We start from the raw sequence: 13405 nt of genomic DNA, 5'->3' as shown, positions 1-13405 counted from the left end.
AGATTTCCCAGTATGTAAGACCCCTTGAAGACGACGAGGTTGATAGGTTCGGGGTGGAAGCACAGCAATGTGTGGAGCTGACGAATACTAATCGGTCGAGGGCTTATCCTACACGCTTGCCTGTTCATACAAGCAGCAAGCAACAGCTAACAAGGTTCAGCAAACCTTTCGTATCCAGTTTTCAGGGCGCAATCAAGTTGCCGCGATGGACAAGCTTCATCGAAGCAGAACGGATTTGCACATGACATATGGCTATGTCATTGCCTGACCTTGCAAGCGACCCCGAGCGCTGTAAGAGACAAAATTCGGGGAAACATGTGGCGGTGTAGCTCAGCTGGCTAGAGCGTACGGTTCATACCCGTGAGGTCGGGGGTTCGATCCCCTTCGCCGCTACCATATGGAGGATTAGCTCAGCTGGGAGAGCATCTGCCTTACAAGCAGAGGGTCGGCGGTTCGATCCCGTCATCCTCCACCATATTTACCCTGGAGCTGTGGTGTAGAGGCCTAACATGCCTGCCTGTCACGCAGGAGACCGCGGGTTCGAATCCCGTCAGCTCCGCCATTTTTTTACACAAAAGCAATAAGGCTCGGTAGCTCAGTCGGTAGAGCAGAGGACTGAAAATCCTCGTGTCGGCGGTTCGATTCCGTCCCGAGCCACCACTTTTGTCTGTCTAAGACGGAAAAAGGTACACAACATGGAGGATTAGCGAAGTGGCCAAACGCGGGAGACTGTAAATCTCTTCCTTCGGGTTCGGTGGTTCGAATCCATCATCCTCCACCAGTTCTTTACTGGAGCCATTAGCTCAGTTGGTAGAGCACCTGACTTTTAATCAGGGTGTCGTAGGTTCGAGTCCTACATGGCTCACCAGTTTTTTACCCCAATATAACCGACCAAGAGAGGCGATGCCTCTCTTTTTTTGTTATCTCTTTCCGATAATCGGAAGGTACCACGTATAGCGGCGCGGGCCATCTGTGCTCGGATGGGCAAGGCTTCGTGCCAGGCCATCCGCTGCTAGGTGGTTTGTTTCCGTTATTGGCCTGACGATTGTTTTGCAAAATCGGCTCTCATTTGCAGCTCTTCGTGGAGCTCTTGTACCGCGGCTTGAAGGCGGTCCCGGAGCTCTTCTTTCAGTTCGAACTTCGTTTCGCTTGTTCCGTCTTGAATACGATCGACCAACTCGTCCGTCGCATAAACGCCTCGAACGAAATGTCGGGCTCCCATCGACGAGAGAACAGGCTTTAAGGAATAATCGATAGACAGAAGATGAGCAAGCGTGCCTCCGATGAACAGTGGGGCGACGAGCTTGCCTTCGAGTCCCTTCTGCGGGAGCAGATCGACATAAGCTTTAAGCACGCCGGTGTAGGATGCTTTGTATACGGGGCTTGCGATGATGACAGCGGAAGCTTCTTCGACATGCCGGTTCGCTTCTACGATCGCCGCGCTGCCGAATCTCGCGTGGACGAGATCGTCCGGCGGCAATGAAACGACAGTAATCGTTTTGGTGGTGTGGCCGAGCTGCTCGATCTCTCTACGTACATAATCGATGATGCCGTTCAAACGCGAAGTCGCATTGGGACTCCCGGATATAATGACGATATTGGACATGGGCAAGGTCTCCTTCGAGGCTGGCTTAGCGTACACCATGAATGGTTTGGCTGTAGAGTACCATGAATTGGGTATAGGGTCAAACGCCGCGCGCCCTGCACCATCATCGTACCGGGCAGTCAACTAATATTCAGAGACAGGTTATGATACAATGGAAAGAAAAAGCGCTGTTCATGGAGAGTGGAGAATAGGAAATGAGCAAGACAGACTGGTTGATGCCGCTGCAGCACATTCTGAATAGCCCGATTCAAGTAAGTACAAGAACAGTCCAGGAATGGGACAACTTCGCCAAAGATTCCGATGCCGTATGGCAGGCTGAGCCGAATGGAGGTCTGGCTTCGGGCGCGCGCGCCGAGAAAGCGAACACCACATGGTTCATCGCGGGGAAACAGGAGCAAGAATTGTCCATACTGGAAGTCAAAGACGCGTCCCTAACGCCAAAGGAGAAAGATCTGATTAGCTGGACGTTGAAAATGACCGCTGGAATCAGTCCAACGAAGCAAGGAGCGGGCCTAAGCGATTCCGAGCGATTCGCCTTGAAGCTAAGCGAATGGCTTCAACAGCAGTTGGAGTCCGACGCGCCGGCTTATTCCTTGCCGGATCATCTAACCGTAGGCAGCCGATTGTATTACGATATGATTCCTTTCCTTCTTATTACGGAGCAGACAAGCGCATCGAAGGCCGCGTACACGGAGCTCGAGAAGCTTTTGAAATCATTTTTGTCGGACGATATTTTGTTAATTCCGTTAAAGAGCCAAGAATGGCTGATCTGGGGGCCGATGGTGCTTCTAAAAGACGAAGACGCCGAACCTTATGAATCCTCCGAGGAGGAATCGCTCGAGGAGAGTCTTACTTCCATCGCATCCGGCTTGCACGAAATGCTGGCCAGCGAATGGCTCGGCGAATGCCACCTGGCGGTAGCATTGCCGGTGACGCCTTCCAAGGGTATCGTAGAAACGACGATCCTGCTTCGCGAGACGATAAACCTTGGCCGCAAGTTCCATGTAGGAACGAATATTCATCTCCCGTGGATGTTGCAGCTCGAACGGTTATTGAACACGATACCGGAGGGGTACCGGGCGAAGTATTTGGAGCAATCGCTGAAACGCGCCGATCTCTTCGTGGAGCCGGAGATGCTGGCAACGCTGGAGACATTCTTCTCGCTCGACTGCAACGTGAGCGAAACCGCGAAGAAGCTTTATATCCACAGGAATACGCTTCTGTACCGCCTGGACAAGCTGAAGCAAGAGACGGGATTGGACGTTAGGCAGTTTCGGGATGCCGTACTTGTGAAGATCATTTTACTATTGTACAAAGTTACGAAAAGGAATTAGTTTTTTTGTAAAGTATGTGCATAGTCATCTGCCCGTCTGTGGGATAAGATAGATGCATATCGAAATTCTTTTTTAGGGGGAAATTGATCATGGCAGGCGTACGCTTAGAAGGCATTTACAAAAAATATCCGGGAACGGACAAAGCATCTGTAACCGACGTAAACCTTGATATCAAGGACAAAGAGTTCCTTGTACTGGTAGGACCATCCGGTTGCGGTAAATCGACGACTCTTCGTATGATCGCAGGTCTTGAAGAAATCTCGGAAGGTAAATTGTTTATCGGCGACCGTCTTGTGAACGACGTAGCTCCTAAAGATCGCGACATCGCGATGGTATTCCAATCCTACGCCCTGTACCCGCACATGAACGTGTACCAAAACATGGCGTTCGGTCTTAAACTTCGCAAATTCAAAAAAGCAGACATCGACAAACGCGTTCGTGAAGCTGCTAAAATTCTTGATATCGAGCACTTGCTCGACCGTAAGCCAAAAGCACTTTCCGGCGGTCAACGCCAGCGCGTTGCCTTGGGCCGCGCGATCGTTCGCGAACCGCAAGTATTCTTGATGGACGAACCGCTTTCCAACTTGGACGCTAAACTTCGCGGCCAAATGCGCGCGGAAATCAGCAAACTGACGAAACGCCTTGAAACAACGACGATCTACGTAACGCATGACCAAATCGAGGCAATGACGATGGGCGACCGTATCGTTGTTATGAAGGACGGCTTCATTCAACAAACGGCTTCCCCTGAAGAGCTGTACAACCATCCGGTTAACATCTTCGTAGCGGGCTTCATCGGCGCTCCTTCCATGAACTTCGTGACGGGAACGCTGACTGAGCAAGGCGGCGCACTTCGCTTCAAAGCTTCCGGCGTAGACGTAGTCGTGCCAGAAGGAAAAGCGGCATCGCTTCGTTCCAAAGGCTACATCGGCAAAGAAGTCATTCTCGGCATTCGCCCTGAAGACATCCACGAAGAGCCTGTGTTCCTTGAAGCTTCCCCTAACACGATCGTAAACGCGAACGTAGAGGTAGCCGAGAACCTTGGTCACGAAATGTACCTGTACCTGAACGGTATCGGCAACGATACAGTAATCGCACGTGTAGACGGACGTTCCGGCGTACGCGACGGCGCAAGCGTGAAGCTGGCTCTTGATATGAACAAAGTTCACTTGTTCGACAAAGAGTCTGAACTGAACATTTTCGAGAACTAATTCTTATCCCCCTTATAACGAAGAACCTTCGGTACAGACCGGAGGTTTTTTTTATTTTTTTAAGAAGTAAAACCGTTTGGCGCATTGGGACGTCTAATGGTTGCTTAGCAAAGAGGAAGCGCGTACTGCGGGCAAGGGGGAAGACATGTACCGAGACGGTGACGGAGGAAACCTGCAGGCGGATCTAAGGATGGACCAAGAATCGCTGCTGAAACGGATAGAGATCGAAAAAAACAAGATGTACGGCATTGCTTTCGCATATTTGCGTAACGAAGCGGATGCGCTCGAGGCGATTCAGGAAACGGTGTGCCGAGTGTGGACCAAAAGGAAAAGCCTAAAGGATGAACGTTTCTTCACGACGTGGATGATTCGAATCTTGATAAACGTGTGCATGGACGAGCGGAAGAAACGAAAGAGGGAAGCTCCGGCAAGGCTGGAAATGTTGGATCGGGCGGCAACGCATCGAGATCCCGAAGAACGAATGGGCATGGCCGAGCAGATTGCGAAGCTCCCGTCGAACCTTCGGATGGTTATTGTACTTAAATATTACCGTGATATGACGATAACGGAAATCGCCGAGATGATGGAGAAGCCGGACGGCACGATCCGAACATGGCTGCATAAGGCATTAAAACAAATGAGGGCGGACATGGGAGAAAGGGAGGAGGCGCACCGCAATGAGCGACTCGCGGAAGAAGGATTGGGACGAAGCTAAAGCAGCTGCGGAACCAGGGCATGACGAATTGGAAGCGGAAATGGATGATCTGGAGCGGAATCCGGAATGGCGAGAGCTTCTTATAGCCATGAAGATGGATAAGGTTCAAGTAGACCAGGCAGCGAATGCGGCAGAGAACCCGGATCTGGCGGATAAGCTGGATCGGATGCTGACGATCGGAATGGAAGAGGGGCGCAAGAGAAACGCGAGACTGCGCGGCAAACGAATGAGCCTCCAGCTAGGAGCGGCAGTCGTGTGTATGCTGTTCCTGTTAACGGCTTTCGTGCGCATCTCGCCGACATTCGCGGCTATCGTGAAAGAGATACCTGGATTTGGAAGTTTCGTGGAGCTAGTCGGTTATGACCGATCACTTGTGTCGGCGATCGATAACGAATATATCCAGGTCGTAAACAAGTCCGACGAACGCAATGGCTACAAGTTCACCGTGAACGGCGTTTTGGCGGATTCGCAGCGGGTCGTGCTGCTTTATTCGGCGGAGGGGCCGGGAATCAACGAGGAGGACACGACCTTTTTGCCATACGAGCTCAAGGACGAGAACGGGGAAGAGATTATGGCCGGGGTAGGTTCGTCACATTACTTCCAAGAAGCCGAAGATAAAGACGAAGGCATACAAGACTACTTAGACATCATGATGTATCCGGGGGTGCCGGTGCCGCAAGAGATCCAGTTCAAGCTTCAAGTGGGGGGCGAGTGGCTGGAAGTCCGGGTTCCGATTGACCATGCGAAGTTCGACGATCTGCGTGAGGAAATCGAAATCGATCAATCGATCGAAGTGGCAGGGCAAAAGGTGAAGATCACGAAAGCCGTCATCACTCCTCTGCAAGTATCCATCACCTTCAAGGCCGAAGCGGGCAACACCAAACGGTTAAACGACTTTATCGACCTCGAGCTGATCGACGACCGGGGCAGAAGCTACCGTACGAATACGGGCATGGGGGATCTCGATACGCAGATTGTCAGGCACTTCCAAAGCTCGTATTTCCAAAAACCGAAATCTTTGACCCTCAAATCGAAGGGATTGCTGATGTCCGATCGGAACTTGACGGTGGTTCTCGATACGAAAGAGGGCAAAATGGTTTCGGCGCCGGACGATCGATTGCGATTGGTCGGAATGACCAAGACTAGTGATGCCATCGACCTAAAGTTCGAGCTTGCGCAGAACAATGATCCAGAGAACATCATGAGGGGGATTAGGTTATTTGCTTTCGAAGGCGTCGTCCGCGACGCTGCAGGCAAAACGTATCCGATCGAATATGGGGACAGTCGCGAGGAAAACTTTACATCTATTCAGAGCGGCGGCCAAGAGGGCTTAGGCACCTACTATTATCATATTCCGAACGCCGACTATGCGGAGCCGCTGACGATCGAAGTGGATCAATACCTCGGGCACGCGATGCGGGATATTTCCGTAAAAATCAAATAAAGAGTAGGCGCCGCGCGGCGGGAAACATTGCGTTCGGCGTCTTTTTGCTTTACGATGAAGACATTGGAAACCGATATACATAACGTTGTCATAAGCAAGCGTTCAAGATGCCTATAAGAAGGAGGCCAAACCTTTGGCGAAGAAAGTAAAAGTGTCCGAACTCGTCCGCCATTTCCAAATGGAAATCATAGCGGGCGAAGACGGATTGAAGCGCAACATCACCGTAGATGATCTGTATCGGCCGGGGCTTGAGATGGCGGGCTACTTCCACTACCATCCGGTCGAGCGCGTTCAACTGCTCGGGAAGACGGAAATTTCATTTTTGAATATGCTTGACAGCGAAGAACGGAAAAACAGAATGATCCGCTTATGCAACGAAGAGACGCCTTGCATTATTCTGACTCGCGGGCTCGATGCGCCGCAGGAGCTGATCGACCAGTCGAACGCGGCCCAAATCCCGGTATTGCGCAGCTCCGTCGCCACGACCATTCTCTCCAGCCGGATCACGGACTTCCTGGAGCGGAAGCTGGCGCCGACGGCTACGATTCATGGCGTTCTCGTGGATGTTTACGGTGTCGGCATGTTGATTACGGGTGGTAGCGGGATCGGCAAAAGCGAGACGGCTCTTGAGCTCGTAAAGCGCGGACACCGTCTCGTCGCGGACGACGCGGTCGAAATTCGCCAAACATCCGACAGCCAGCTTCACGGCTCCGCTCCGGAGCTGATCCGCCATTTGCTCGAAATTCGCGGTCTTGGCATTATTAATGTCATGACGTTATTCGGGGCGGGTGCGGTGCGTACGCAGAAGCGGATCGGACTGGTCATTAAGCTGGAGAATTGGCAGCAGGACAAACAATACGATCGGCTCGGTCTGGACGAAGAGACGACGCGCATCATCGACACGGATGTGCCGCTCGTCACGATCCCCGTCCGCCCTGGTAGGAACTTGGCCGTCATTATCGAAGTGGCGGCGATGAACTTTAGGCTTAAGCGCATGGGCTACAACGCGGCGTTGCAGTTTACGAACAAGCTGACGGAGACGATCGCGGACGATATGGACGAATACGATTGATCATGAAAGGCTAAGTCATGTTAAGTTGACGAAGCAAACCCATTATCGGTACGAAGGAGAAGGTTGGAACGATGAGCACGTTGTTGGCGATTGATCCGGTAGTATTCACGCTCGGCCCGTTGTCGGTCCGTTGGTATGGCATCATCCTCGGAACGGCGGCGCTGGTTGGATTGCTTCTCGCGGTGCGGGAGGGCAAACGATTCGGCATCAAGCCGGATTTCTTTATGGATTTGTTGTTGATCGGAGCGCCGTCGGCTATTATTGCGGCGCGGATTTATTATGTAGCGTTCATGTGGGAAGATTATAAAGACAATCCTATCGATATGTTCAAAATATGGGAGGGCGGCATCGCCATCTACGGCGCGATCATCGGCGCCTTTATTTGCGGGATTATCTACTCGCGGTACAAAGGCTACAGCTTCTGGCGCATCGTGGATATTTGCGTCCCGTCCCTGCTCGTCGGCCAGATGATCGGACGCTGGGGCAACTTCATGAACCAGGAAGCGTACGGCGGCCCGGTTAGCGAGGATTTCTTGCGCAATACGCTGCATATCCCGGCCTTTATTGTCGATCATATGTTTATTATCGACTCCGCCATTCCAGAAGGGGCATTCCGCCATCCGGCTTTCTTGTACGAGTCGCTCTGGAGCTTAGTCGGACTTGCCGTGTTATTCATCCTGCGCAGACAGAATTTCATGCGCGCCGGAGAGCTGATGGCGGCTTACTTCATCTGGTATTCCATCGGCCGCTTCTTCATCGAAGCCCTTCGCATCGACAGCCTTGCGTTCATCGGACCTAAGTGGCTGGCGGATTTCATTAACGCCCTCTGGACGCCGATGAATGGCGTGTTCGATCAAGGGTACCTCGATCCGGCTTACGGCAACATTCGTATTTCGCAGGCGCTGGCGCTGCTCTTCATTATCGCGGCGATCGTTTTCGTCATCATTAGACGTTCAACGGGCAACGCGAATGTCAGGTATTCCGATCCGATCGTATCGACAAAACCGGAGCGTATCGGACTGGCGTCGACAGCCGATTCGTCCGCGGTTCGCGCGAAGGAAGAGATCGCGGCGGAAGAGGAGCATAAAGAAACAAACGACGAGAGAAGCAAAGACGTTTAACAGGGATACTGGATTCCGGGAAAGAATCATTACGCATATGCTTGATTGCAGGAGGTTAAGGCACAATGAAGGTTAGAAATGACATTCGCACCATGTTGTTTGATCTGGACGGCACGATTCTGGACACAAACGAACTGATTATCCGCTCGTTCCTGGAGTCGCTCAAAGGCTCTGTACCAGAAGGATTCTCGCGCGAACACATCATCCCGAGCATGGGCCAGCCCCTTGCCGATCAGATGAAGTTATTCTCGGGACTGGACGATGTTCAGCATCTCGTTGACGCCTACCGCGAAATTAATTTGAGACTCCACGACGAGCTGGTGAAGCCGTTCGACTTCGTAAAGGAAGTACTGGAGAAGCTGAAGGCAAACGGCGTCAAGCTTGGCGTCGTCACGACGAAGATGAGGCTGACCACGGAGCGGGGCTTAAAGTTCGTAGCGATCCATGAATATATGGATGCCATTATTACAATAGACGACGTCGTGAACGCGAAGCCGCATCCGGAGCCGGTCATCAAAGCGATGGAGTTGCTCGGAGCGGATCCCGCGACGACGATCATGGTGGGAGACAGCACCGTCGATATGAAGTCGGCCGCTGCGGCGGGCACCGTTCCGGTTGGTGTAGCTTGGTCGCTCAAGGGCGGACAAATTCTGCGGGATGCGGGCGCCGAATATGTCATCGACGATATGCGGGAGCTGTACGCATTCGCCGGATTGGAGCGGGAGCGGATTGCGGAACGTTGAGCGTCATCCCATGGACGGCCCTAACGCGCTGTGGCAAATGTATTCCACGGTGAGCCGGCTGAAGGCCGTCCGCAATTTTATTTTTATCCAGCTCGCGAGATATTGTCCCGAGTTATCCTGGAAAAACTGGATATACCGCCGCATCCTGGGGATGAAAGTAGGGGAGCATACCGCCTTCGCCCTGATGGTGATGGTGGACTTGTTTTTCCCCGAGCGGATCTCGATAGGACGGAATTCGATTATCGGTTATAATACAACGATATTGACTCATGAATATCTCATCAAGGAATACCGGGTCGGGGATGTACGGATTGGCGACCATGTCATGATCGGGGCGAATTGCACCATATTGCCCGGCGTTACGATCGGCGACCATGCGATAGTCTCCGCCGGTTCGCTCGTACATAAAGACGTACCCGCTCATACATTCGTAGGCGGTAACCCGATGCGCGTCATTCGCGAGAATATAGGATACGATAATTAAGCAGCAACCGCGAAATGCGGCTAGATTCCTTCACAGGGGTCTAGCCGCTTTTTTTCGAATGGAACGTTCTTTTTGTCCCAGGGGAAGGCTCCTTCGAAGCTTGCTTTTGGTTTGGGGGAAAACGTGGTAACATGTAAAAGGCTCGAAATATAGAGGATAATGGGGAAGGCTAGCCGTCTGCCCGCATGCTTGACGAATTTGCGACGATCATGCTACGATAACGACTAACCACTTTATTTTATTAGCAATGTACCATATTAGCACTTTAACGTGTTAAACTATCATACAAGAGATTTAAAGGAGATCGTATATGTCTAAGCCGAAAATGTTCGAAAAACCGATCGGCGTCAAGGATTATTTGCCGGCTGCGGTCAAGAAGCTGCGCCATATCGAGCGTGAGGCGCTCGCCTGCATGTCGACGTGGGGCTATGAACAGATCATTACACCCACGATGGAGTTTTACGATACGGTTGGCGTCGCCAGCTCGACGTCCGACCAGAAGTTATATAAGCTGCTGAACAATAGAGGGACGACGCTCGTGCTGCGCTCCGACATGACGTCTCCGATCGCGCGCGTCGTGTCTTCCCTGCTGAAGGAGTCGAGCTTCCCGCTGCGGCTCTCTTACCATTCGAACGTTTTCCGATCCATCGAAGAGGAAGCGGGCAGGGAAGCGGAATTTTTCCAGACGGGCGTGGAGCTTGTCGGAGACTCGTCGGCGGAAGCGGACGCGGAAGTCGTTGCTTTGGCCATCGCGTCGCTTAAGGCGGCCGGCGTGAAGCGGTTCAAAATCGCAATTGGCCATGTCGGGTTCCTGAACGGATTGCTCGGCGAAGCGTTAGTGGATCGTACGGAGGAGCAGGAGCTGCTGAAGGCTTGTCTTCTTGGACGCGATTACGTCGGTTACCGCGAGCAGCTTCGCAAGCTGTCGCTGGAGGAGCCTGTGCGGCGAGAGCTTGAGGGTATCCTGCGGCTGCGCGGCGGATCGGAAATTTGTGATCAGGCGATGCAGCTGCGCGGCGGTGAGACGGCGCGGCTGGCCATCAGCCATTTGTGCGAAATTTGGGACGTTCTGAAGGCGTACGGCGTCTGCGAGCATGTGCTGATCGATCTGACGATGATCGGCGATTTCTCCTATTATACGGGCATGACCTTCGAAGGGTATGCCGCGGATCTTGGTTTTCCCGTCGTAAGCGGCGGCCGGTACGACAACCTGCTCGCGCAATTCGGCCGTCCGGCGCCGGCGACCGGCTTCGCACTTAAGACGACGCGCATTCTCGAGCTTCTCGGAGCGGAAGAGAACGGGCAGGAGGAACGCACGCTGATCGCCTACGATTCAGCGGGTCGTGGCGAAGCGTTGGCGGAAGCGCAGCGGCTTCGCAGCCTCGGCGTCAGCGTCGTGACAGAGCGTTTGGATCATCCGGATGCGCTGGGCGATGCGGGAACGGATTCGGTTTTCTTTTATAAAGGACTAGGGTATACTTCGCTGCGATTATTCGCGCAAGGAAAAGGAGGGCGAGCAGAGTGAGCGGCGTCAAGGAAATCTTGAAAGTAGCGATGCCGAAGGGCCGTATCTACAAGCAGGCATCCAAGCTGTTCCGCGCGGCGGGCTTGCCGATTCCCAGCGATTTCGACGATACGCGGAAGCTGATCATCGAGCTGCCCGAAGCGAACATGGAGTTTATTATGGCGAAGCCGGTCGACGTACCGACTTACGTGGAATACGGCGTTGCGGATATCGGCATCGTCGGCAAGGACGTGCTGATGGAGGAGAACAAGGACGTCTACGAGCTGCTGGATCTAGGCATCGCGAAATGCCGCATGTCGGTCATCGGACTTCCCGACTGGAAGCCGACCATCCAACCGCGCGTGGCGACAAAATATCCGAACGTGGCGTCGGCGTACTTCCGCGAGCAAGGGCAGCAGGTCGAGGTCATCAAGCTGAACGGCTCCATCGAGCTGGCGCCGCTTATCGGGCTTGCCGACCGGATCGTCGATATGGTGGAAACCGGACAGACGCTGAAGGAGAACGGTCTCGTCGAGATGGAATCGATCTTCGGCATTACGAGCAGGCTGATCGCGAACCGCGTGAGCTACCGGATGAAGAACGACAGCATCCAAAGCCTGTGCGACAGGCTTCAGGAGGCTATTGCGGCGAAGGCGTGAGGCGTGATGCGGGCATCCTAATTGCGTGAATGCTAACCAGGGCGGGGGACGGGCGGAGACCTCGAGTAAGGCAATTGTACCCGAGCATATAAAGCCCTGTGGGCTTGATGAATAGAGAAGGAGGCTTAGAGCTATGCGGATTATGAGAGCCGAGCAATTCGGTTTGAAGCGGGAAGTGGAGTACGGTACGCCCGAGCAGAATGCAACCGCGATGCGCATCGTCGGGGATGTGAAGGCGGAAGGCGATGCGGCGCTGCTGCGGTATTCCGAGCAGCTGGACGGCGTGAAGCTGGACGCTGGCGCGCTGCGCGTGAAGCGCGAGGAGATCGAGGAGGCATACGGCCGCGTGGAAGAAGCGTTCCTCGTGGCGATCCGGGAGGCTGCCGTGAACATCCGGAAATTCCACGAAAAGCAGCTGCGCAGCTCGTGGATGGATCTGTCGCCGGACGGTACGATGCTGGGCCAAATCATGCGGCCGCTGAAGCGAGTCGGCGTCTATGTGCCCGGAGGCAAAGCAGCGTACCCTTCGTCCGTGCTGATGAACGTCATTCCGGCCCAGGTGGCCGGCGTGCCGGAGATCGTCATGGTGACGCCCCCGGCGACGGGCGGCAAGGAAGGTATCGACCCGTACATTCTGGTAGCCGCGGCGGAAGCGGGCGTGCAGGAGATGTACCGGGTCGGCGGCGCTCAAGCCATCGCGGCGCTCGCGTATGGCACGGATACGATTGCACCGGTCGACAAGATTACGGGACCGGGCAATATTTATGTCGCGCTGGCAAAGCGCGCGGTGTTCGGAGCGGTCGACATCGACAGCATCGCCGGTCCGAGTGAGATTGTCGTGCTGGCGGACGACACGGCGGACGCGTCGTATATCGCGGCGGATCTGTTGTCGCAAGCGGAGCATGACGAGATGGCATCGGCCGTGCTCGTGACGCCTTCGGCGGCTCTGGCGGAAGCGGTCGCAGCGGAGGTGGAGAGGCAGCTTGAGACGCTGCCTCGCGCGGACATTGCGCGCAGCTCGATCGACAACTACGGAGCGGCGCTTCTCGTCGATACGATCGAGGAAGGCATCGCGGTCGTAAACCAGCTCGCGCCGGAACATCTTGAGGTGCTGACAGCGGATCCGATGAAGCTGCTCGGCCATATCGAGAACGCGGGCGCGATTTTCCTCGGGCCTTACAGCTCCGAGCCGGTGGGCGATTATTTTGCTGGGCCGAACCACATCATTCCGACCAACGGCACGGCGCGCTTCTCTTCGCCGGTCAATGTCGACGACTTCATGAAAAAATCGAGCCTCATTTACTATAGCAAGGAAGCGCTGATGGCGAACGGCGACAAGATCATGACGCTGGCGCGCCATGAAGGGCTGGAAGGGCATGCACGCGCCATCGAGATCCGGCTGGAGAAGGAAGGCGGCTTGAAATAGGGCGCTATTGGAACCGCGCTTGGTTGCGGTATGAATGGTTGATTAACGATATAAAAGATTAAAGTGCGAAAATAGAAAAGCAGGGG

The 13405-nt window shown here is 53.9% G+C and carries 12 protein-coding genes, 6 tRNA genes and 1 rRNA gene; 18 read left to right on the top strand and 1 reads right to left on the bottom strand.

Annotated elements, in window-relative coordinates:
• The 7 genes from RB620_RS25455 to RB620_RS25425 form a co-directional block, all read left to right on the top strand.
• Positions 1-111 (top strand): 23S ribosomal RNA (locus RB620_RS25455); the annotation flags it as partial.
• A 208-nt stretch (positions 112-319) separates the two neighbouring features.
• Positions 320-396 (top strand) — tRNA-Met (locus RB620_RS25450).
• A 3-nt stretch (positions 397-399) separates the two neighbouring features.
• A tRNA-Val gene (locus RB620_RS25445) sits at positions 400-475 on the top strand.
• A 10-nt stretch (positions 476-485) separates the two neighbouring features.
• Positions 486-562, top strand: a tRNA-Asp gene (locus tag RB620_RS25440).
• 22 nt (positions 563-584) lie between these two features.
• Positions 585-660 (top strand) — tRNA-Phe (locus RB620_RS25435).
• A 37-nt stretch (positions 661-697) separates the two neighbouring features.
• A tRNA-Tyr gene (locus RB620_RS25430) sits at positions 698-781 on the top strand.
• 11 nt (positions 782-792) lie between these two features.
• A tRNA-Lys gene (locus RB620_RS25425) sits at positions 793-868 on the top strand.
• A gap of 162 nt (positions 869-1030) precedes the next feature.
• Here RB620_RS25425 and ssuE read toward each other — a convergent pair.
• Positions 1031-1606, bottom strand: coding sequence for an NADPH-dependent FMN reductase (ssuE, locus tag RB620_RS25420; protein WP_308099304.1), 576 nt, complete (start codon positions 1604-1606; stop codon positions 1031-1033).
• Between the two features lie 194 nt (positions 1607-1800).
• Here ssuE and RB620_RS25415 point away from each other — a divergent pair, with 194 nt between their 5' ends.
• From RB620_RS25415 to hisD, 11 genes are all read left to right on the top strand, one after another.
• Entirely contained in the window at positions 1801-2940 is a 1140-nt protein-coding gene (locus tag RB620_RS25415) for a PucR family transcriptional regulator (protein ID WP_308099302.1), read from the top strand.
• A gap of 89 nt (positions 2941-3029) precedes the next feature.
• Positions 3030-4151: an ABC transporter ATP-binding protein gene (locus RB620_RS25410; RefSeq protein ID WP_308099300.1), complete on the top strand. Its 1122-nt coding sequence runs from the start codon at positions 3030-3032 to the stop codon at positions 4149-4151.
• A gap of 145 nt (positions 4152-4296) precedes the next feature.
• Positions 4297-4866 (top strand): sigma-70 family RNA polymerase sigma factor, encoded by a 570-nt coding sequence (locus tag RB620_RS25405; protein WP_308099299.1) that lies wholly within the window; start codon positions 4297-4299, stop codon positions 4864-4866.
• Complete coding sequence (locus RB620_RS25400; RefSeq protein WP_308099297.1) at positions 4829-6310, top strand: DUF4179 domain-containing protein; 1482 nt, start codon at positions 4829-4831, stop codon at positions 6308-6310. The genes RB620_RS25405 and RB620_RS25400 overlap by 38 nt, the downstream gene beginning before the upstream one ends.
• A 133-nt stretch (positions 6311-6443) precedes the next feature.
• Positions 6444-7382 carry an HPr(Ser) kinase/phosphatase gene (gene hprK, locus RB620_RS25395; protein WP_308099295.1) on the top strand — a complete coding sequence of 313 codons (939 nt, stop codon included), beginning with the start codon at positions 6444-6446 and terminating at the stop codon, positions 7380-7382.
• A 71-nt stretch (positions 7383-7453) separates the two neighbouring features.
• Positions 7454-8503, top strand: coding sequence for a prolipoprotein diacylglyceryl transferase (lgt, locus tag RB620_RS25390; protein WP_308099293.1), 1050 nt, complete (start codon positions 7454-7456; stop codon positions 8501-8503).
• Positions 8504-8568: 65 nt separating this feature from the next.
• Positions 8569-9246, top strand: coding sequence for a pyrophosphatase PpaX (gene ppaX, locus RB620_RS25385; protein ID WP_308099291.1), 678 nt, complete (start codon positions 8569-8571; stop codon positions 9244-9246).
• Positions 9233-9730, top strand: coding sequence for an acyltransferase (locus RB620_RS25380; RefSeq protein WP_308099289.1), 498 nt, complete (start codon positions 9233-9235; stop codon positions 9728-9730). The genes ppaX and RB620_RS25380 overlap by 14 nt, the downstream gene beginning before the upstream one ends.
• A 310-nt stretch (positions 9731-10040) precedes the next feature.
• Positions 10041-11255: an ATP phosphoribosyltransferase regulatory subunit gene (locus tag RB620_RS25375; protein WP_308099287.1), complete on the top strand. Its 1215-nt coding sequence runs from the start codon at positions 10041-10043 to the stop codon at positions 11253-11255.
• 29 nt (positions 11256-11284) lie between these two features.
• On the top strand, positions 11285-11893 hold the full coding sequence (gene hisG / locus RB620_RS25370) for an ATP phosphoribosyltransferase (protein WP_308099311.1): 609 nt from the start codon (positions 11285-11287) through the stop codon (positions 11891-11893).
• A gap of 133 nt (positions 11894-12026) precedes the next feature.
• Entirely contained in the window at positions 12027-13319 is a 1293-nt protein-coding gene (gene hisD, locus RB620_RS25365; protein ID WP_308099285.1) for a histidinol dehydrogenase, read from the top strand.
• Positions 13320-13405: the final 86 nt, after the last annotated feature.

Source organism: Paenibacillus sp. LHD-117 (assembly GCF_030929555.1).
In the GTDB taxonomy this organism is placed as follows: Bacteria; Bacillota; Bacilli; order Paenibacillales; family Paenibacillaceae; genus Pristimantibacillus.
The sequence above is the reverse complement of the archived record's forward strand: the minus strand, read 5'-3'. Positions and strand labels throughout refer to the sequence as shown.

Excerpts from the sequence above, each read along its gene's own strand:
- RB620_RS25410 (WP_308099300.1), top strand. The coding sequence starts at position 3,030 with ATGGCAGGCGTACGCTTAGAAGGCATTTACAAAAAATATCCGGGAACG.
- RB620_RS25415 (WP_308099302.1), top strand. The coding sequence starts at position 1,801 with ATGAGCAAGACAGACTGGTTGATGCCGCTGCAGCACATTCTGAATAGC.
- ppaX (WP_308099291.1), top strand. The coding sequence starts at position 8,569 with ATGAAGGTTAGAAATGACATTCGCACCATGTTGTTTGATCTGGACGGC.
- RB620_RS25400 (WP_308099297.1), top strand. The coding sequence starts at position 4,829 with ATGAGCGACTCGCGGAAGAAGGATTGGGACGAAGCTAAAGCAGCTGCG.
- RB620_RS25405 (WP_308099299.1), top strand. The coding sequence starts at position 4,297 with ATGTACCGAGACGGTGACGGAGGAAACCTGCAGGCGGATCTAAGGATG.
- ssuE (WP_308099304.1), bottom strand. The coding sequence starts at position 1,606 with ATGTCCAATATCGTCATTATATCCGGGAGTCCCAATGCGACTTCGCGT.
- hisG (WP_308099311.1), top strand. The coding sequence starts at position 11,285 with ATGCCGAAGGGCCGTATCTACAAGCAGGCATCCAAGCTGTTCCGCGCG.
- RB620_RS25375 (WP_308099287.1), top strand. The coding sequence starts at position 10,041 with ATGTCTAAGCCGAAAATGTTCGAAAAACCGATCGGCGTCAAGGATTAT.
- hisD (WP_308099285.1), top strand. The coding sequence starts at position 12,027 with ATGCGGATTATGAGAGCCGAGCAATTCGGTTTGAAGCGGGAAGTGGAG.
- lgt (WP_308099293.1), top strand. The coding sequence starts at position 7,454 with ATGAGCACGTTGTTGGCGATTGATCCGGTAGTATTCACGCTCGGCCCG.